This window comes from Reyranella soli (assembly GCF_007992495.1).
Taxonomy (GTDB): Bacteria; Pseudomonadota; Alphaproteobacteria; order Reyranellales; family Reyranellaceae; genus Reyranella; species Reyranella soli.
In genome coordinates this window covers 1-18785 of the sequence record NZ_BKAJ01000156.1, presented here as the reverse complement: position 1 = coordinate 18785, position 18785 = coordinate 1, and the positions used below count along the sequence as shown (strand labels likewise).

Here is an 18785-nt window from a genome sequence, read left to right as displayed (position 1 = left end):
TCTTTCCTTCTTCCATGATTCCCTAGGCCGCGCGCTCGCGATCGCGCAGCACCTTGCGATTGACCTTGCCGGCCGGCGTTTTGGGCAGCTCCGACACGAAGGCCACGAGCCGCGGATATTCGTGGTGGCTGAGCCTTTGCCGCACGAGATCCTGGATCTCCTGCCGGAAGATCTCGTCGCCCGGCCGGTCGGCGACGACAAAGGCCTTCACCACCTGGCCGCGCAAGGGATCGGGCACGCCGATAGCGGCGGCTTCGCGGACTTCGCGGTGCTTCAGGATGGCGTCCTCGATCTCGACGGCGCTCATTGTCCAGCCGGCGGAGATGATGACGTCGTCGGCCCGGCCGGCGTGATAGAAGTAGCCGTCCTCGTCGGTGCGGCCGAGATCCTTGGTCGCGATCCACTGCCCGCGCCGCCAGACTTTCAGCTCGCCAACGACGCCCGGCGCACAGGGCTGGCCCGCCGCGTCATGAACCTCGATGCGCCCGCCGGGAATGGGCTTGCCCAGCGACCCCGGCTTGACGGTGAAGTCCCGTGCCCCGGGATAGCTCACCAGGATCACGCCGATCTCGGTCGTGCCGTACATGCTGCAGACTGGGCGGCCAAAGATCTGCTCGACGAAGCCCGCCGTCTCACTGTCGATCGGCTCGCCGGTGAAGGAGAGTTTCTGGATGCCGTAGCGGAAGCGATCCGCCGCGCCGGAGTTGCGCATCATGCGGTAATGCGTGGCCGCCGCCGAGATGTTGGTGAACTGGTGCTCCTGCAGCGCCGACAGCAGCCGCTCGGCGTTGAACTTGCCGGCATAGGCGCCGACGGTGATCCCGAGCGCGAGCGGCGCCAGGGTGCCGTGCCAGAGGCCGTGGCCCCAGGCCGGCGAAGACGGGCAGAGAAATCGATCGCCCGGCCGCAGGCCGGTGCCGTAGAGCGCCGCCACCATCAGGGTGACGATCGAGCGGTGGCTGTGCTTGACCGCCTCGGGAAGCTCGCGGGTCGTGCCCGAGGTGTATTGGAAGATCGCAAGCGCATCGGACGCCGTGTCGGCTGCGAAGCGCGGCTCGAAGCGCTCCAGCTGCGCAAAGAAGGTGTCGTCGGCGACGACGATACGCGGGCCCGCCGAGGCAAGAAGCGGCGCCTTCTCGGTGTTGGTCACCAGCAGGCTGGGCTTGCAGTCGTCGACGCGAAGCTTCACGCCGTCGGGACCGAACAGCGTGAACAGCGGCACCGCGATCGCACCCAGCTTCATAGTGCCGAATACGGCCGCATAAAAAGCGCGCGAGGGCTCGAGCATGATGGCGACGCGATCGCCCGGTCGCACGCCCTCGGAGACCAGCCAGTGGGCGAAGCGCGCTGAATCCTCGGCGATGTCCTTGAAGCTCAGCGTCTCGCTCGAGCCATCGGCGCGAACGACGATCACGGCGGGATTGGTGCAGCCGGCATGCCGGTCGATGCATTCGTGCGCGATGTTGAGATGCGCGCGATCGCCGTCGACCAGCTCCCACAGCTTCGCCGAAGAGAACTCTGCCTGCGCGCCCGCGTAACTCGTGATGTCGGTCAGCCTCGCCATGGCTGGCATCTTGGCGCGCGGCGACATATTGTACAAGAGATCCACTAATTGTATATAGACAAAATGACTGAGCGCACTGGCCCTCGCATCCGCGCCGTTCCCGCCGTCACCCGCGCGATCGCGATCCTTCGCCTGCTGAGCCGCAGCCGCACGCCGCTCGGCCTGAAGGCTGTCGCCCAGGCGCTCGGCCTCGTGCCCTCGACGGCGCTGCACATCCTGCGCGCGCTGATGGCCGAGCAACTGGTGCGCGTCGATCCGCTCACCAAGCAGTACAGGCTGGGCGTCGGCATGCTGCCGCTGGCGCGCGCCGTGCTGGAGAACGGCGACTTCCCCAACCTCGTGCGACCCAAGCTCGACGAGCTGTCGAGCCGCTATCCCGTCACGGCGATCGGCGTGGAGCTGCCCGATCTCGACCACATGATCGTGGTCGCGCTGGCGCGCTCACAGGCGCCGGTGCGCCTGCATGTCGATGTCGGCAGCCGTTTCCCCGCGCTGATCAGCGCCACCGGACGCTGCCTCGCGGCCTTCACCGAGCAGCCGTGGCCCGAGATCGAGAAACGCTTTCACCGGCTGCGTTGGCACAACGCGCCGGACTACGAGAGCTGGTGCAAGGAAGTCGACCTGACGCGCCGGCAGAAGTTCAGCATCGATCGCGGCAACTACATTTCCGGCGTGACGATCGTGGCCGTGCCGGTGCTGAACGGCCGCGGTACGATCTCCCATACGCTGGCGGCGGTCGGCCTCGGCAACCAGCTCGACCGCACGACGTCGCTCAAGCTTGCCCACGACATGAAGGGCCTCGCCGAGGAGCTGACGACGCAATTGGCCCCACAGGCGTAGCGTTCACCCCAGCAGTTGGCCGGCCCAGATGCCGCGCTCGACCTTGTCCCTGACGATGCCGGTGATCGCTTCGCCGGCGAAACGCGCGAGTCTCGGCGCTGGGCGATCGGCGGGATAGGACAGCACGAGGCGCCGCACCGGCACCGGATCGACCAGAGGCGCCGCTGTCAGCCGGCCCGCTGCGATATCCTCGTGGATCGGCGGGAGCGGCAGGATCGTCCAGCCGTGGCCGTGGCGCACCAAATCCTTCTGCGTCGCATAGGAATCGGCTTCGACCACGACGTTGAGGGCAATGCCCGCTTCGCTGGCGCAATGCTCGACGATGGTGCGAAGGCCGTGGCGCACGCTGGGCAGCAGCATGCGCTTGCCGTCGAGCTGCTTGAAGGTGACGGCGCGGTCGCTCGAGAAACCGGCGTCCGGCGGCCCGATCAGGAACAGGTTTTCCAGCAGCAGCGGCTGCGAGCGCAGCGAGCGCGCCGCGTGCGGATCGTAGAGCACGGCGACGTCGATCTCGCCGCGATGGAGCCAGTCGATCAGGTTGCCCGTATAGCCGGCAACCAGGCGCAGCTCGGCCTGCGGATGCGCCTGGCCGAAGGAGGCGACCAACGGCACCGAGACGATGTCGGCCACGGTTGGCGGAAATCCGATGGCGATCTGGCCGCGCAGCGGCGCCCCTGTCTCCGACGCGGCAGCACGCATCTCCTCCAGCTCCGTCATCACACGCGTCGCATGCTTCAGGATCTCCTGGCCCTGCTCGGTCAGGACCATGCCGCGGCCGTGGCGCGCGAACAGGCGAACGCCCAGCTCCTCCTCGAGCAGCCGCACCTGGCGGCTGAGTGCCGGCTGGGCGATGTGCAGCCGGTCGGCCGCCTTGCTGAGGCTGCCGAGCTCGGCGACATGGATCAGGGTGCGGAGTTGGGATAGCTCCATGGAGCGATACAATACCGGTATATCTGATCACGGCGAATAGCTGTCGAAATACCAGACGGCGATAGCTAGAACGACGGGCATGAACGCCGAAGCAAGCGCCGACTGGCGCGACGAGATCTTCGAGGTCTTGCAGACCCACGACATCAAGCAGGTCTATCACGTGCCCGATGCCGGCCATTCGCGCCTGATCGAGCATTGCCAGCGCTCAAACTCGATCCGCACCGTGCCGCTCACCACCGAGGAAGAAGGCATCGGCCTCGCCGCCGGCGCCTGGTTGGGCGGCCAGCGCTCGGCGCTGCTGATGCAGAGCTCGGGCGTGGGCAACACCATCAACCTGATGGGGCTGACCAAGACGCTGCGCTTTCCGTTCCTGACCTTGATCACGATGCGCGGCGAGTGGGGCGAGTTCAATTCCTGGCAGTACCCGATGGGCCAGGGCACGCCAAAGGTGCTCGAGGCGATGGGCGTGCTGGTCTATTCCGTCGACAAGGCTTCCGAGGTGAAGGCCACGGTCGACGCCGCGGCGCGCGCGGCGTTCAACGGCGGCCAGTCGGTTGCCGTCCTGCTGCGCCAGAAGCTGATCGGCATCAAAGACTTCGGAAAGAAGACGAGCAAATGAGCAATGGGCAAATGAGCAAGGCCACTCTGCAGCGTCGTCCGCTGGTCAAGAAGATCCTCGAAGGCGCCGACGACAACCTTCTGGTGATCGCGGGCCTCGGCTCGTCGAACTGGGACATCACCGAAGCAGGCGACCGGCCGCTCAACATGCCGCTGTGGGGCGCCATGGGCGCGCCGGTCAGCATGGGCCTGGGCCTTGCCCTGGCGCAGCCCGACAAGCGCGTGCTGGTGATTACGGGCGATGCCGACCTGATGATGAGCTTGGGCTCCCTCGCCACGGTGGCGACGCAGCAGCCGGAGAACCTGGCGATCGTCGTGCTCGACAACGAGAAATTCGGCGAGACCGGCAATCAGGCCTCGCACACCAGCCCGCGCAACAACGGCCCGACGAACTCGGGCGCCGGCGCCGACCTGGCGGTGATCGCCAAGGGCTGCGGCATCGCCGACGTCGGCACCGTGCGCGACGCAAGCGAGGTGGCCGAGCTCGTGAAGGCGGCTCGGACCACCAAGGGCCCGGTCTTCCGCCTGGTCAAGGTGATGGTCGAGAAGCTCGAGTTCGTCATGCCGCCGCAGGATGGCGCGCATCTGAAAGATCGGTTTCGGCAAGCCCTGCTCGGTCACCCCTGACGCTCGGCCGGCAGCTCAGCGATCAGCGACTCGAGCGCCGGCGCCCGATTCTCGGCGTGCCATAGCGCCACGGTCTTGACCTCGAAGCCGCGCGCATCGAGCGCGAGATAGCGCACGTCGGGGCGCTGCAGCTTCGACATGCAGTGCGGGACGACGGCAACACCGAGCCCGGCCGCGACCAGGCCGAGGATGGTCTGCATCTGGATCGCCTCCTGCGCGAGGTGCGGCGTGAAGCCCGCACCCTGGCAGGCGGCGATCGCGAGGTCGTAGAGGCCAGGGGCAAACTCACGCGGAAACTGAATGAAAGGCTCCGCTGTCAGCGCACGCAAGGCGATGCGCCGACGGGCGGCGAGCCTGTGGTTGGCCGGCACGCCCGCGATCAGCGGCTCGCGGAAGACCGGCCGCGTCGTCAGGCCCGGCGCCGGCGACGGCAGGATCGACAGCCCGAGATCGAGCTCGCCCGATTGCAGCAGCGCCTGCTGGCGGTCCCCCGTCAGCTCCAGCAGTTTCAGCGCGACCCCGGGATGCTTCTGGCGAAAGCGGCGGACCAGCGGCGGCAGGATGCTGTAATCGACGGTGCTGACGAAGCCGACGGTGAGGCGGCCGACCGTGCCCAGGGCGGCGCGGCGGGCATGGATGACCGCGGCCTCGGCCTGGCCGAGCAGGCGTCGCGCTTCGTCGAGCAGCACACGCCCTGCCTCGGTGAGCTCGACGCGGCGTTGCGTGCGCATCAGCAGTGGCGCGCCGACCTCGCGCTCGAGGGTGCGGATCTGCACGCTGAGCGGCGGCTGCGAGACATTGAGCCGCCGTGCCGCGCGACCGAAGTGCAATTCCTCGGCGACGGCCACGAAGTAGCGAAGACGGCGAAGGTCCATACAGATTCAGTATCAATAGAGGCTGATCAATATATTGGACCAACATTGGCTGCCAAGGCTATCGCATTTATCCGTCATCCCGAGCGGAGCCGCCCGAAGGGCGGCGCAGGCGAGGGACCTTTTCTGTCGATGCATCAACAAAACAGGTCCCTCCACTCCGCCTCGCTACGCTCGGCTCCGGTCGGGATGACGGGACTTTGAAGGAGCCTCCCCATGCCACGCTTCGACAAGACCCGCCTGCCCAGCCGCCACGTCACCGAGGGACCCGAGAAGGCGCCGATGCGCGCCATGATGCTCGGCACCGGCCTCGCGCCGGAGGATCTCGACAAGCCGCTGATCGGCATCGCCACGACCTGGAGCGAATCCTCGCCCTGCAACATGCCGCTGCACGACCAGGCCCAGTTCGTGAAGACGGGCGTGCGCGAGGCGGGCGGCACGCCCTTCGAGTTCACCTCGGCCAGCGTCACCGACGGCATCGCCAACGGCCATCGCGGCATGAAGGCGTCGCTGGTGTCGCGCGAACTGGTCGCCGAATCGATCGAGCTGGTCGTGCGCGGCCACTGCTACGATGCGATCGTGGGCCTGGCGGGCTGCGACAAAACCCTGCCCGGCGTGATGATGGCGATGGTGCGCCTGAACGTGCCGTCGGTGTTCCTCTATGGCGGCTCCCTGCTGCCCGGCCATCTCGACGGCCGCCAGGTCGGCGTCGTCGACGTGTTCGAGGGCGTGGGCTCCTACACCGGCGGCAAGATCGGCCGCGACGAACTGCAGCGCCTGGAAGTGGCGGCCTGCCCGACAATCGGCGCCTGCCCCGGCCAATATACCGCGAGCACCATGGCGGCGGTGTCGGAGGCGATGGGCATCGCCCTGCCCGGCTCCGGCTTCGTTCCCGCCGTCGACGCCAAGCGCGGCGCCATCGCCGCTTCCTGCGGGCGGACGGTGATGGATCTGATCGCACGCAACATCCGGCCGCGCGACATCGTCACCCGGAAGTCGCTGGAGAACGCCGCCGCCATCGTCGCGGCGTCGGGCGGGTCGACCAACAGCGCGCTGCACCTGCCAGCGATCGCCAACGAGGCCGGCATCAAGTTCGACCTTGCCGACGTGGTCGACGTCTTCCGCCGCACGCCCTATCTCGCTGACATGAAGCCTACCGGTCGCTACATGGCGATCGACCTCTACCGGATCGGCGGGGTGCCCGTTCTGATCAAGGCGCTGCTCGACGGCGGCTATCTGCATGGCGATTGCCTCACGGTGACCGGCAAGACTCTCGCCGAGAATCATGCCGACGTGGTGGTGCCAAGCGGCCAGGACATCTTGCGGCCGGCCAAAAATCCCTTCTCGCCGAGCGGCGGCGTGGTCGGCCTGAAAGGCTCGCTCGCGCCGGAGGGCGCGATCTGCAAGGTGGCCCATCTGAAGCGACGCGCGCTCACCGGGCCGGCCCGCATCTTCGAATCGGAAGAAGACTGCCTCGCCGCCGTGCTGCGGCGCGACTACAAGGCCGGCGAAGTTCTCGTCATCCGCTACGAGGGTCCGCGCGGAGGGCCGGGCATGCGCGAGATGCTGGCGACGACATCCGCCATCTACGGCCAGGGCATGGGCGAGGATGTGGCGCTGGTGACCGACGGTCGGTTCTCCGGCGGCACGCGCGGTCTCTGCGTCGGGCATCTCGGACCCGAGGCGGCCGTCGGCGGCCCGATCGCCCTGCTCAAGAACGGCGACATGATCGCGATCGACGCCGATGCCGGCACGATCGACCTGCTGGTCCCCTCAGCCGAGCTCGAGGAGCGCCGCCGCACCTGGCAGCCGCGGACCACGCTGCATCCGACAGGCGCGCTGTGGCGCTACGCCCAGACCGTCGGCAATGCTGCAGGCGGCGCCGTCGTGCATCCCGGCGCGACGGCGGAGAAAGTGAGCTACGCCGATAGCTGAGCGACCGCTACAGTGAGGGCATGAGCCCGGGTAAACGCATCATCATCTGCGGCGGCGGCGCGATCGGCGCCGCCACCGCCTACTTCCTCAGTCGACGTGGTGCTGAGCCCATCGTCATCGAACGCCATGAAGTCGCCGGCTCGGCCTCCGGCAAGTCTGGCGGCTTTCTGGCGCTCGACTGGTGCCGCGGCAGCCCGCTCGACCGGCTGGCGCGGCGGAGCTTTGCACTGCATGCCGAGCTCGCCGACACACTCGGCAATCCGTGGGGCTATCGCCGCCTCGACACTTACGGCGGCTACGCCGTCGAAAACGGCGAGGCGCGCGGTCCGGGAGAGAGGCCGTGGCTGTCCGAAGCCGTGACGCTCACGGGCCGGCTCGGCTCGCCGCAGACGACGGCGATCGTCGAGCCGCGCGCCTTCACCAAGGGCCTGATGGCCGCCGCCGAGAAGCACGGTGGTGCGCTCCGGCACGGCACGGCCGTCGACCTCATGCGCGACAAGGACGGCGTCCGCGGCGTCGTGCTCGAAGACGGCGAGGTCGTCGAGGGCGACGCGGTCGTCATCGCCATGGGGCCATGGTCGATCCTGGCGACGCGCTGGCTGCCCCTGCCCGCGGTGTACGGTTACAAGGGCCATAGCCTGATCTTCCGGACCGGCGAGGCGATCGCGGCGGAAGCCCTGTTCCTCGAATACCAGGAGACGAGCGGCGAGGTCCTGACGCCGGAGATTTTTCCGCGCGCCGACGGCACGACCTGGGTGTGCGCGGTCTCGAGCACCGAGCCATTGCCCGTCGATCCCGCGCAGGTCTCGCCCGACGAAGGCGCGCACGACCGCCTGGAGGCGATGTGTAGAACCATCTCGCCGGCGCTGGCCACCGCCCCGATCACGGCGCGACAGGCCTGCTTCCGGCCGGTCACCGACGATGGCCTGCCGCTGATCGGCGCCGTTCCGGGCGTCGACGGCGCCTTCGTCGCCACCGGACACAGCGTCTGGGGCATGCTCAACGCTCCCGCGACGGGTGAGGCCATGGCCGAGCTGATCCTCGACGGCGCGGCGCAGCATCTCGATTTGAGGCCTTTCGCTCCCGGTCGCCTGCGCGCCTTCGATCCGGCGCGCCTGCGCCGGGCCTGAGCGGCTCTGCACAGTGGTTTTGCCTGGCTGAACGGCAAACCGGATCGCGTTGTGCGACTCCGCCGGAAATTCCCGTAGGTCATTGATGCCTCTGCCTCTTCCGGTCCTGGCGGTGGCCGGACGCTGTCCCCTAAAACGCGACAGAAGCGACATTTCGCGTTCCTTGGCTCGACCGCGGGTCGGCGTGAATTACGCTGGATTTCGCTAGCCCCCAAACCCCGGGCGAAACCATTGAATCTTCGGGTTTTTTGAATTTCGCTAGTTTCGCTGGCCGTTTTGACGCTGCTGGCAAGGGCCGGATTGACCGGCCAGTTGGATGGTAAGCTGGCGGGCCTTGTCGCGATGCGCCAGGTCGGGCTGCGATTTTACTATCACCCCCGAGAGCGACCGACCCTGGGGCGGCTTCGCTCGGGGGGACAGGAAATTGGCCCTGGCAGGGCTACCGCCGGGTGCGATGGTATCGGATGAACGATGCATAGAGCAGAGCCGCCAGGAGGCGAGCGCAAGGAATATATAACTGAGGTGATCGTTCTAGTCAACTACGGTTCTATTTTTGCGTCCCATAAGGGGCGAAAGGGCGCAAAATTGTTTGCGATCAAGCATCGGTGCCAGCAGTGCTGGCAATCTCATCGGCCCCTCGCCAATTCGTCAAAATCCCGGTGCAGAGCTATGAGGGGCGTTTCATGTCGCAGTTCTCGGTAAAACTTCTCCTGAAGACGGATACCCTGGCGATCCGCGACGTGGTCTGCGACGGCGCCTGCCGGCAGGCCAGTGCCGAGGAATGCGCCGCGGCGACGCACCTGGTCTTCCCCTATCGCGGGGTCTACGTGCGGCATCTCGGTCGAAGCGATGCCGTGGCGGAAGCCAACCAGGTGTTGTTCTTCAACGAGGCGGAGGGCTACCGGGTCAGCCATCCGATCTCCGGCGGCGACGCCTCGCTGGACCTGATGATGGACGAGGCGGCGGTGCGCGAGTTGGCGCCGAGAGGCATGGTGCGCCAAGGCAGCACGGTAGCGTTCCATCAGCAGCGCCTGCGCATCGACCCGCGGACGCAGGCCCTCATGGCGCTGCTGCGCCACAGCTTGAGCCGCAACGTCGCAGAGACACTTGAAGCGGAAACGCTGGCCCTGACGTTGATACGGCGCGCGCTCGGCGAGCGGACATCGCATGCGGCCGGCGCCAGCCCCGGCCGCCGCAAGCTGGTCGACCGCGCCAAGGTCGTGTTGTCGACGGCCCTGACGCGGCGCTGGACGCTTGCCGAGATCGGCGCGGAGGTCGGCGTCTCGCCGGTCTACCTGACGCAAGTGTTCCAGCAGGTCGAAGCGATGCCGCTCTATCGCTACCATTTGCGCCTGAGGCTAGCACGTGCCCTCGACCTGCTCGGCCGATACGACGACCTCACCGCGCTCAGCGTGGACCTCGGCTTCTCCAGCCACAGCCATTTTAGCGCCGCCTTCCGCCAGGCCTACGGCCGCACGCCAGCGGCGTTCCAGCGCTCGATCCGTCCGCGGCGAGGCTTTTAGATCGCTAAAGATTCTGACAGCGGCCAGCCGTCGGCAATGCCTTCTTCCATCCCAGGCCGATATCCCGGCTCCTGGAGGAGATGGAACGATGACTGCGAGAACCTGTGCGGCTTGCGACTGCGAGATCGATGGCACGGCCATCAAGGTCAAGCTTGGCGGCAATACGGTCGAAGTGTGCTGCGAGGCCTGTGCCCGCGCGCTCAACGAAGCCGAGGCGTCGATCTCGACCGACGCGCAAGCCGGGGAGGGCTGAGCGATGACCTCTCTGCCCAAGACGTCGACCAAGCGCAGCGTTGCTACAGCGTCCGGCCGTATCGCCTTTGCCGAGGCAGGGTCTGGGCCGGTCGCCCTGTTCGTCCACGGTGTTCTGCTCAATGGCCACTTGTGGCGCCACCAGCTGGCGGCCTTGTCCGACATCCGCCGCTGCATCGCCGTGGACCTGCTGGCGCATGGCGACACCGAGATCGCGCCCGATCAGGACGTGTCGGTGACCGCCAATGCCAGGATGCTGCGCGAGGTCATCGACGTGCTCGGAATCGACAAGGTCGACCTGGTCGGCAATGACAGCGGCGGCGGTATCGCCCAGATCTTCGCCGCGACGAATCCCTCGCGCGTGCGCAGCCTCACGCTCACCGACTGCGACGTCCACGACAACTGGCCGCCGGAAGCGTTCAAGCCGTTCCTCGCAATGGCGGCGGCCGGCGGCCTGCGCGGCACGCTCGACGCCATGGTGGCGGACAAGAATATCTACCGCTCGGCAGAGGCGCTAGGACCGGCCTATGAGCACCCGGACCGGGTGAGCGACGAGACCATCGAGACCTATCTGCGGCCCCTGGTGGAGACAGAGCAGCGCACGCGCGATTTCCAGCGTTTCCTCGCCGCCTTCGACTGCAAGCACACCGTCGCTGTGGCGGAGCAGCTGCGGACACTCAAGGCGCCGACGCTGATCGCCTGGGGGACCGACGACATCTACTTCGATGTCCGATGGTCGCATTGGCTGGCCAAGACCATCCCCGGCACGCGCAAGAGGATCGAGTTCGAGGGCGCGCGGATCTTCTTTCCCGAGGAACGCGCCGCCGACTTCAATCACGAACTGCGCAGCCATTGGTTGGCGGAGTAAGTCATGAGCGAAGCGGAAAAAAAGGCCGACGACTTCCATGCGCTGCATGTTCCCGGACGGCCTTTCGTCCTGTTCAACATTTGGGATGCCGGGACGGCAAAGGCGGTCGCAGCGTCCGGTGCGCGCGCGATCGCTACAGGAAGCTGGTCCGTCGCGGCCGCCAATGGCTTCAAGGATGGCGAGGACGTGCCGCTCGACCTCGCCGTCGACAACCTCGCGCGGATCGCGCGGGCGACGGACCTGCCGGTGAGCGTCGATATCGAGAGCGGCTACGGCAGGACGGCGGACGACGTGCGCCGCACGATTGCGCGCACCATCGCGGCCGGTGCGATCGGATGCAACCTCGAGGACAGTTTTCCCGAAAGCGGTAAGCTGCGTGACACCGCCGAGCAGGTGGAACGCCTCCGCGCGGCGCGTGGAGCAGCCGACGCCGCCGGGCTTCGCTACTTCATCAATGCCCGCACCGACGTCTACTTCCAGGAAGCAACGGAAGGAGACGACGAGGCGATGCTTGCAGCCACGATCGAGCGGGCCCGCGCCTATGCCGATGCCGGCGCCGACGGACTCTTCGTTCCCGGCCTCGCCGATCGGGCCATGATTGCGCGCCTGGTCAGCGCGTCTCCCCTGCCGGTGAACATCATGGTCGATCGAACGCCTAGCCTTGCCCTGCTCGCAGAAGCTGGCGTCGCCCGCGTCAGCCATGGCCCGAGGCCATACTTGGCGGCGATGAAAAACCTCGAACAGCTCGCGCGCGCCGCGATATCCGTTCCCTGAGGCCTGATTTGCCCGAATTCGGGCAAAACGGTACAAGTTGGCTTGTTAGCCGACTAGAGGTCTCCGTGAACGACGCCGAGTTGGATGATTTGGACGAACTCGTGGAGTACCTGGCCCGGACATCGAGGTTGGAGCCCAAGGAGGCTCGTCGCGTGGTCGACGAGGTCCTGTCGTTCCTGGTCGAGGAGCCCGAGGCGTTCGTCCGCCGGCGCCACCTGGCGCTGCAGCGGCAGGGGCTCTCGAACACCGCGATCTTCCTCCAGCTGCAGGCCGAGCTCGCCCAGCGCCGCTTCCCGGCGCCGGCCTACACCACGCGGCAGCTGCGCCGCATCATCTACGGCTAGGAACCTCCCATGTGCGGCATCGTCGGTTATATCGGCAAACGTCAGGCCGCCCCCATCCTGATGGCCGGGCTCAACCGCCTGGAATATCGCGGCTACGATTCGGCCGGCATCGCCATCGCGGCCAAGGGCGCGCTCAAGATCGCCAAGCGCAAGGGACGCGTGCGCGAGCTCGATGAGCTGAAGCCGCTGCGCTTCAAGGGCACGTCGGGCATCGCCCATACGCGCTGGGCGACCAATGGCGAGCCGAGCGACCGCAACGCGCATCCCCACAGCGACAGCACCGGCCGCTACGCCGTCGTGCACAACGGCATCATCGAGAATGCCGCGGCTCTCCGGGCGCAGCTCGCGGCCCAGGGCACGACCTTCAGCTCCGATACCGACACCGAAGTGATCGCCCATCTGGTCGCACTGATGGACGATGGCTCGCCGCTGGAGGCTGTGGTGAGCGCCGTCCTGAAGCTGGTGGTCGGCACCTACGGCATCGCAGTCATGGACGCCGAGCGTCCCGACGTGCTGGTCGTGGCGCGCAACGGCAGCCCGGTCATGCTGGGGCTGGGCGACAAGGAGACGCTGTTCGCCTCCGACGCCTCCGCCCTGGTGCGGCACGCCACCAGTGTCGTGCATCTCGACGACGGCGAGATCGCGGTCGTGCGCGCCGACGGCTACGAGACGCGCAAGCTCGACGGCACCAGCACGGTCAAGACGCCGTCGGCGATGATCTGGAAGGACGAGTCCTACGACAAGGGTGCTTTCGACCACTACATGCGCAAGGAGATCGCCGATCAACCCGAAGCGCTGAGACGCACGCTGAGCGGACGGCTGGAGCCGCGCTTCCAGACCACGCATCTCGGCGGCATCACCCTCACGGCGCGCGAGCTTCTGGACGTGCGGCGCATCCGGATCCTGGGCTGCGGTGCGGCTTATATCGCGGGCGCCCTGGGCGCGCACCTGATCGAGCAGCTGGCGCGCATCCCCTGCCAGGCCGAAGCGGCATCGGAGTTCCGCTACCGCAATCCCGTGATCGAGATGGACACGCTCTATATCGCCGTCAGCCAGTCGGGCGAGACCTTCGACACGCTGGCAGCGGTGCAGGAGGTCAAGCGCAAGGGCGGCCGCGTGATGGGCATCGTCAACGTCGTCGGCAGCACCATCGCGCGCGAATGCGGTCAGGGCATCTACCTGCATGCCGGGCCCGAGATCGCCGTGGTCTCGACCAAGACCTTCACCTGCAGCGTTGTCGCCATGGCGCTGCTCGCCGTCCATCTCGGCCGGCTGCGCGACTTGTCCAACGCCAACGGTGCGCGCCTGCTCAGGGCGCTGGACGCCCTGCCCGACCGCGTCGCGGCGATCCTCGAGCGCGAGGACGAGATCGCCCGCCTGGCCGAGTTCTTCCAGGGCGCCGAGCACGCCTTCTATGTCGGCCGGTCAGCCGGCTACGCCATCGCCATGGAAGGCGCATTGAAGCTGAAGGAGATCAGCTATCTCCACGCCGAGGCCTATCCCGCCTCCGAGCTGAAGCATGGGCCGCTGGCCCTGGTGACGCCCGAGACGCCGACGGTGATCGTCCTGCCGCGCGACGATCTTCTAGCCAAGAACGTCTCGACCATCGAGGAGGTCAAGGCACGCGGCGGCCCCGTCATCGCCATCACGCATCCGGGCGAGACGCACGCGCCGTTCGACCGGTCGTTCGAGGTGCCGGCGCTCGAGCCCGAGCTCGATCCCCTGCTGCTCAACATTCCGCTGCAGCTTCTCGCCTACCATGTCGCACGACAGCGGGGATGCGACATCGACAAGCCGCGCAACCTCGCGAAATCCGTCACGGTCGAGTAGGCTGGCCGCGAAAAATCGGTCGTGAGGTCAGCGTGGTGCGTATCGCCGTCGTCGAAAACATGCACAAGACCCATCTCGGCACTTTGGGCCGGGCGCTCGACGAAGCGGGAGCCGAAGTAGAACTCTTTCGGCCCTGGCAGGACAGCGTCCTGCCGTCGGGAATCCACGACCACGACGGCCTGATCGTGCTCGGCGGCAAGCAGAGTGCTGTCGACGATGCCGACTATCCCTACCTTCCCGCCCTCGCAGGCCTGATGCGCCGCTTCGGCGACGCCGACAAGGCGGTGCTCGGGATCTGCCTTGGCAGCCAGCTGCTGGCGCGCGCCTACGGCGGCGAGAACATCCTGGGCAGCGCCAAGGAATTCGCCTGGACGGCGCTCGACGTAACGGCGGAGGGAGCCGCCGATCCGCTGTTCCGCGACCTCGGCCCTCGGTTCGAGAGCTTCCATTGGCATGTCGACACGGTCTCGCTGCCCGACAAGGCCGTGCGGCTCGTGTCGGGCTCGGCCGTCGCGAACCAATGCTTCCGCATCGGCCGCGCCGCCTACGGCATGCAGTTCCACTTCGAGGCCAGTATCGACGTCGTCGAAGCATGGCTGGCCGAGTTTCCCGACGTCGCCGAGCGCATGGCGCCCGGCTGGCTCGCTCGCTACCCCGAATTCGCGGCGCGACACGCCGAGGCGGCGGATCGCGCCGGCCATGCCATCGCACGTGCCTTCCTGCAGACCGTCCAGCCGGTGCGTGCTGCTGCAGCGGCCAGCTGACTTCCAACGCTTACGCAATGCGACCCCTTCGGTACTCCATCAACATCACATTGGACGGGTGCTGCGATCATCGGGCAATTCCTGCGGACGAAGACTTGCATCGCCACGCGACCAAGACCCTCGCGCGGGCCGATGCCCTCCTCTTTGGCCGGGTCATCTACGAAATGATGGAGGCCGCGTGGCGACCGCCGGCGCGGACGGGCGTAAGGCCTGATTGGATGGCCGATTGGATGGAACCCTTCGCCCGGACGATCGACGCGGCAAAGAAGTACGTCGTGTCGAACACCCTGGACCAGGTCGATTGGAACGCGGAGCTCGTGCGCGGCGATGATCAGGAGAAGGCCGTTCAGCAGCTCAAGAGGGAGCCGGGCAAGGGACTATACGTGGGCGGCGTGAAGCTCCCGCTGGCGTTGGCCGAGCTGGGATTGATCGATGAGTACGAGTTCGTGGTGCAGCCCAGGCTCGCAGGCCACGGGCCGACGTTGTTCGCGGGGCTATCGAAGCATGTCGACTTGAAGCTCGTGAGCCGGCTGGAGTTTGCCTCGGGGGCGGTGGCGATGCGGTATGAGCCTAGAAGGTAGCCATACAGGCACACCGTCATCCCGAGCGCAGCGAGGGACCTTTCCTGTGGCCCTAAAGATCCCTCGCTGCGCTCGGGATGACAGCCGTGACTCACCGAGCAGCGATAGTCGGCACTAACGCAGCTCAGCCTGTGGGCCGCTCGGCGCCAACTCGTCCGATGCCGACGGCTCCTCTTTCTTCATGACCTTTTCGCGGTCGCGGCCCAGGACGCGCTGCACCACGACGAAGAACACCGGCACCATCAGGAGCGCCAGCACCACGACGGCGATCATGCCGCCCATGACGCCGGTCCCCAGCGCCTGCTGGCTCTTGCCGCCGGCGCCGGTGGCGATGGCCATCGGCAGCACGCCACAGACGAAGGCGAAACCCGTCATCAGGATCGGCCGGAAGCGCAGCCGGCAGGCCTCCAATGTCGCCTCGACCAGGGGCTTGCCGTGGGCGCGCAGGTCCTTGGCGAACTCGATGATCAGGATGGCGTCCTTGGCGGCGAGCCCGATGATGGTGATCAGGCCGACGGTGAAATAGACGTCGTTGGAGAGCCCGCGCAGGTTGGCCGCGATCACCGCGCCCGTCATGCCGAGCGGCACCGTCAGCAGCACGGCGATCGGGATCGTCCAGCTTTCATAGAGGGCCGCCAGGCAGAGGAAGACCACCAGGGCCGAGAGCGCCAGCAGGAACGGCGCCTGCGAGCCCGAGAGCTTCTCCTGCAGCGACTGGCCCGTCCATTCGTAGCCGAAGCCGCGCGGCAGCTGGCCCGCGAGCTTCTCCATCTCGGCAATGGCATCGCCGCTGGTGTAGCCGGGCCTCGCCTCGCCGCTGATGCGGACTGAGGGATAGTAGTTGAAGCCCACGATCTGCGTCGGCCCCTTGGCCCATTCGACGGTGGCGAACGACGAGAACGGCACGAGCTGCCCGTCGGCGTTCTTCACATAGTAGGACAGCATGTCGTCGGACCGCATGCGGCCTGCGGCATCGCTTTGCACGATGACGCGCTGCATGCGTCCGCGGTTGGGGAAATCGTTGACGTAGTTGGAGCCGAGGTTGGTCGAGATCGTGTTGTTGATGTCCTCGAAGGTGACGCCGAAGGCCATGGCCTTCTCGCGGTCGATCACCAGGTTGACCAGCGGTCCCTCGGGCAGGCCCTCGACGTAGACGTTCTGCAGCACGGGGCTGGCATTGGCGGCCTTGATGAGCTGGTCGCTCGCCGCCTTCAGCGCGGCATAGCCCTTCTGGGCGCGGTCCTGCAGGCGGAAGCTGAAGCCGCTGGAATTGCCGAGATTGTCGATCGGCGGCGGCTGCAGCGCCGAGACCTCGGCATCGCGGATCGATTCCAGATCGCGGTTGATGTCGGCGACGAGGGCGGCCGCCGATTCGCCGGGGCCGCGCTCGGACCAGTCCTTGAGCGTGATGAAAGCCTGCGCCGTGTTCATGCCCTGGCCGAGGAAGCTGTAGCCGGTCAGGAAGGTCACGTCCTTGATGCCGGGCTTGCCGGCCAGATAGCGCTCGACGGCCTCGACCGAGGCCTGGGTCCGGTTGAAGGAGGCATCCGACGGCGTCTGCACGTCGGTGGTGATGAAGCCCTGGTCGTCGATTGGCAGGAACCCGCCCGGCAAGCGCACCATGGCCCAGCCCAGGCAGACCAGCAGCGCGGCATAGATCGCCATCAACCGGCCGGTGCGCTTCAGCGACCAGCCCACTACACCGGCATAGCGGTCGCGCACCGAGTCGAGGCCGCGGTTGAACCAACCGAACAGGCCGCGCCCCTTGGCATGGGAATGGGCATGCCCGTGGCCGGCCGGGATCGGCTTCAGCAGGGTGGCGCAGAGCGCCGGGGTCAGCGTCAGGGCCATCAGCGCCGAGAAGCCGACCGCGGCCACCATGGTCACCGAGAACTGGCGGTAGATGATGCCGACCGACCCTGGGAAGAATGCCATGGGCAGGAACACGGCCATCAGCACCAGGGTGATGCCGACGATGGCGCTGGTGATCTGCGACATTGCCTTGCGCGTCGCTTCCTTGGGCGACAGGCCCTCCTCGGCCATGATGCGCTCGACGTTCTCGACCACGACGATGGCATCGTCGACCAGGATGCCGATCGCCAGCACCATGGCGAAAAGCGTCAGCATGTTGATCGAATAGCCGGCGGCCAGCAGCACGGCGCAGGCGCCGAGCAGCGCCACCGGCACGACGATGGTCGGGATGATGGTGTAGCGGATGTTCTGCAGGAACAGGAACATCACGACGAACACCAGCACCACCGCCTCGAGCAGGGTCATGACGACCTTCTGGATCGAGGCCTCGACGACCGGCGTGATGTTGTAGGGGATCTGATAGGTGATGTTGGCCGGGAAGAAGCGCGACAGCTCCTTCATCTTGGCCTCGACGGCGCTGGCGGTGGCCAGCGCATTGCCGGTCGGCGCCAAAAGCACCGAGAGGCCCGCAGTCGGCTTGCCGTTCAGGCGCGTGGTGAACTGGTAGCCCATGCCGCCGACCTCGACGCGCGCCACGTCGCGCAGGCGCACGGTCGAGCCGTCGGGATTGGCGCGCAGCACGATCGAGCCGAACTCTTCGGGCGTGCCGAGCTGGCCCTTGACCAGCACCAGGGCAGCGACCTTCTGGTTCGATTGGCTGGGCTCGGCGCCGATGCTGCCCGAGGCGACCTGCGCGTTCTGGGCGGTGATCGCGGCGTTCACGTCGTCGGCCGTGAGGTTGTAGCCGACGAGCTTGGCGGGATCGATCCAGACGCGTAGCGCCCGTTCGGTCGAATAGAGCGTGGCGCGGCCGACGCCGGGGATGCGCCGGATCTCGCCCAGGACGTTGCGTACCATGAAGTCGCCCAGACCGACCTCGTCGAGGCTACCGTCGGTCGAGGAGAGCGTGATGATCTGCAGCACCGCGCTCGACGCTTCCTCGATCAGGATGCCCTGCTGGATCACCGCCCGCGGCAGGCGCGCCTCGACGCGCTTGATGCGGTTCTGCACCTCGACCGAGGCCAGCGCTGGGTCGGTGCCCGGCGCGAAGTTGGCGATGATCTCGACCTGGCCCAGCGAATCGGAGGCCGATTCGAAGTTCAGGATGCCCGACGCGCCGTTCAGCTCCTCCTCGATCAGCCGCGTCACGGAGTTGTAGAGGTTCTCCGGCGACGCGCCGGGATAGCTCGTGCTGATCGAGATCGAAGGCGGCGCGATGATCGGGTACTGCGCGATCGCCAGCAACGGGACCGAGATCAGGCCGATCAGGCAGATGAAGAGGGCCACGACCCAGGCAAAGATGGGCCGATCGATGAAGAAGCCTGCCATGTGTGAGTTACCTGAATCTTCGTCTTCCGGACC

The 18785-nt window shown here is 67.0% G+C and carries 17 protein-coding genes; 13 read left to right on the top strand and 4 right to left on the bottom strand.

Annotated features, from left to right (window positions below; all coding sequences use genetic code 11):
* Positions 1 to 22 precede the first annotated feature (22 nt).
* Positions 23 to 1564 carry an acetate--CoA ligase gene (locus RSO01_RS36965; RefSeq protein WP_147155622.1) on the bottom strand — a complete coding sequence of 514 codons (1542 nt, stop codon included), beginning with the start codon at positions 1562 to 1564 and terminating at the stop codon, positions 23 to 25.
* Positions 1565 to 1627: 63 nt separating this feature from the next.
* Here RSO01_RS36965 and RSO01_RS36960 point away from each other — a divergent pair, with 63 nt between their 5' ends.
* The gene (locus tag RSO01_RS36960; RefSeq protein WP_147155621.1) at positions 1628 to 2404 is read left to right on the top strand and encodes an IclR family transcriptional regulator; all 777 of its coding nucleotides are present in this window, start codon (positions 1628 to 1630) and stop codon (positions 2402 to 2404) included.
* 3 nt (positions 2405 to 2407) lie between these two features.
* Here the strand turns inward: RSO01_RS36960 and RSO01_RS36955 are convergent, their stop codons facing one another.
* On the bottom strand, positions 2408 to 3334 hold the full coding sequence (locus tag RSO01_RS36955; protein WP_147155620.1) for a LysR family transcriptional regulator: 927 nt from the start codon (positions 3332 to 3334) through the stop codon (positions 2408 to 2410).
* Positions 3335 to 3413: 79 nt separating this feature from the next.
* On the opposite strand from RSO01_RS36955, the gene RSO01_RS36950 reads away from it, so the two are divergent.
* Both RSO01_RS36950 and RSO01_RS36945 read left to right on the top strand, forming a co-directional pair.
* Positions 3414 to 3953, top strand: coding sequence for a thiamine pyrophosphate-binding protein (locus RSO01_RS36950; protein ID WP_147155619.1), 540 nt, complete (start codon positions 3414 to 3416; stop codon positions 3951 to 3953).
* 11 nt (positions 3954 to 3964) lie between these two features.
* Entirely contained in the window at positions 3965 to 4579 is a 615-nt protein-coding gene (locus RSO01_RS36945; RefSeq protein WP_147155618.1) for a thiamine pyrophosphate-dependent enzyme, read from the top strand.
* On the opposite strand, the gene RSO01_RS36940 is transcribed toward RSO01_RS36945, so the two are convergent.
* Positions 4570 to 5454 (bottom strand): LysR substrate-binding domain-containing protein, encoded by an 885-nt coding sequence (locus tag RSO01_RS36940; RefSeq protein WP_147155617.1) that lies wholly within the window; start codon positions 5452 to 5454, stop codon positions 4570 to 4572. The two genes, RSO01_RS36945 and RSO01_RS36940, sit on opposite strands and share 10 nt — an antisense overlap.
* A gap of 213 nt (positions 5455 to 5667) precedes the next feature.
* On the opposite strand from RSO01_RS36940, the gene ilvD reads away from it, so the two are divergent.
* From ilvD to RSO01_RS36895, 10 genes are all read left to right on the top strand, one after another.
* Positions 5668 to 7386, top strand: coding sequence for a dihydroxy-acid dehydratase (gene ilvD, locus RSO01_RS36935; RefSeq protein WP_147155616.1), 1719 nt, complete (start codon positions 5668 to 5670; stop codon positions 7384 to 7386).
* A 20-nt stretch (positions 7387 to 7406) separates the two neighbouring features.
* On the top strand, positions 7407 to 8516 hold the full coding sequence (locus RSO01_RS36930) for an NAD(P)/FAD-dependent oxidoreductase (RefSeq protein ID WP_147155615.1): 1110 nt from the start codon (positions 7407 to 7409) through the stop codon (positions 8514 to 8516).
* 683 nt (positions 8517 to 9199) lie between these two features.
* Positions 9200 to 10039, top strand: a complete 840-nt coding sequence (locus tag RSO01_RS36925) for a helix-turn-helix domain-containing protein (RefSeq protein ID WP_147155614.1) — start codon at positions 9200 to 9202, stop codon at positions 10037 to 10039.
* A gap of 88 nt (positions 10040 to 10127) precedes the next feature.
* The gene (locus RSO01_RS47845; RefSeq protein WP_170303647.1) at positions 10128 to 10292 is read left to right on the top strand and encodes a hypothetical protein; all 165 of its coding nucleotides are present in this window, start codon (positions 10128 to 10130) and stop codon (positions 10290 to 10292) included.
* Positions 10293 to 10295: 3 nt separating this feature from the next.
* Positions 10296 to 11159, top strand: a complete 864-nt coding sequence (locus RSO01_RS36920) for an alpha/beta fold hydrolase (RefSeq protein ID WP_147155613.1) — start codon at positions 10296 to 10298, stop codon at positions 11157 to 11159.
* A gap of 3 nt (positions 11160 to 11162) precedes the next feature.
* Entirely contained in the window at positions 11163 to 11933 is a 771-nt protein-coding gene (locus RSO01_RS36915) for an isocitrate lyase/PEP mutase family protein (RefSeq protein WP_147155612.1), read from the top strand.
* Between the two features lie 152 nt (positions 11934 to 12085).
* Entirely contained in the window at positions 12086 to 12277 is a 192-nt protein-coding gene (locus RSO01_RS36910; RefSeq protein ID WP_218037573.1) for a hypothetical protein, read from the top strand.
* Between the two features lie 9 nt (positions 12278 to 12286).
* The gene (glmS, locus tag RSO01_RS36905; RefSeq protein ID WP_147155611.1) at positions 12287 to 14107 is read left to right on the top strand and encodes a glutamine--fructose-6-phosphate transaminase (isomerizing); all 1821 of its coding nucleotides are present in this window, start codon (positions 12287 to 12289) and stop codon (positions 14105 to 14107) included.
* Between the two features lie 35 nt (positions 14108 to 14142).
* Positions 14143 to 14871, top strand: a complete 729-nt coding sequence (locus tag RSO01_RS36900; RefSeq protein WP_147155632.1) for a type 1 glutamine amidotransferase — start codon at positions 14143 to 14145, stop codon at positions 14869 to 14871.
* A gap of 17 nt (positions 14872 to 14888) precedes the next feature.
* Entirely contained in the window at positions 14889 to 15452 is a 564-nt protein-coding gene (locus RSO01_RS36895) for a dihydrofolate reductase family protein (RefSeq protein WP_147155610.1), read from the top strand.
* Between the two features lie 114 nt (positions 15453 to 15566).
* Here the strand turns inward: RSO01_RS36895 and RSO01_RS36890 are convergent, their stop codons facing one another.
* Positions 15567 to 18752, bottom strand: a complete 3186-nt coding sequence (locus tag RSO01_RS36890; RefSeq protein ID WP_147155609.1) for a multidrug efflux RND transporter permease subunit — start codon at positions 18750 to 18752, stop codon at positions 15567 to 15569.
* Positions 18753 to 18785 lie beyond the last annotated feature (33 nt).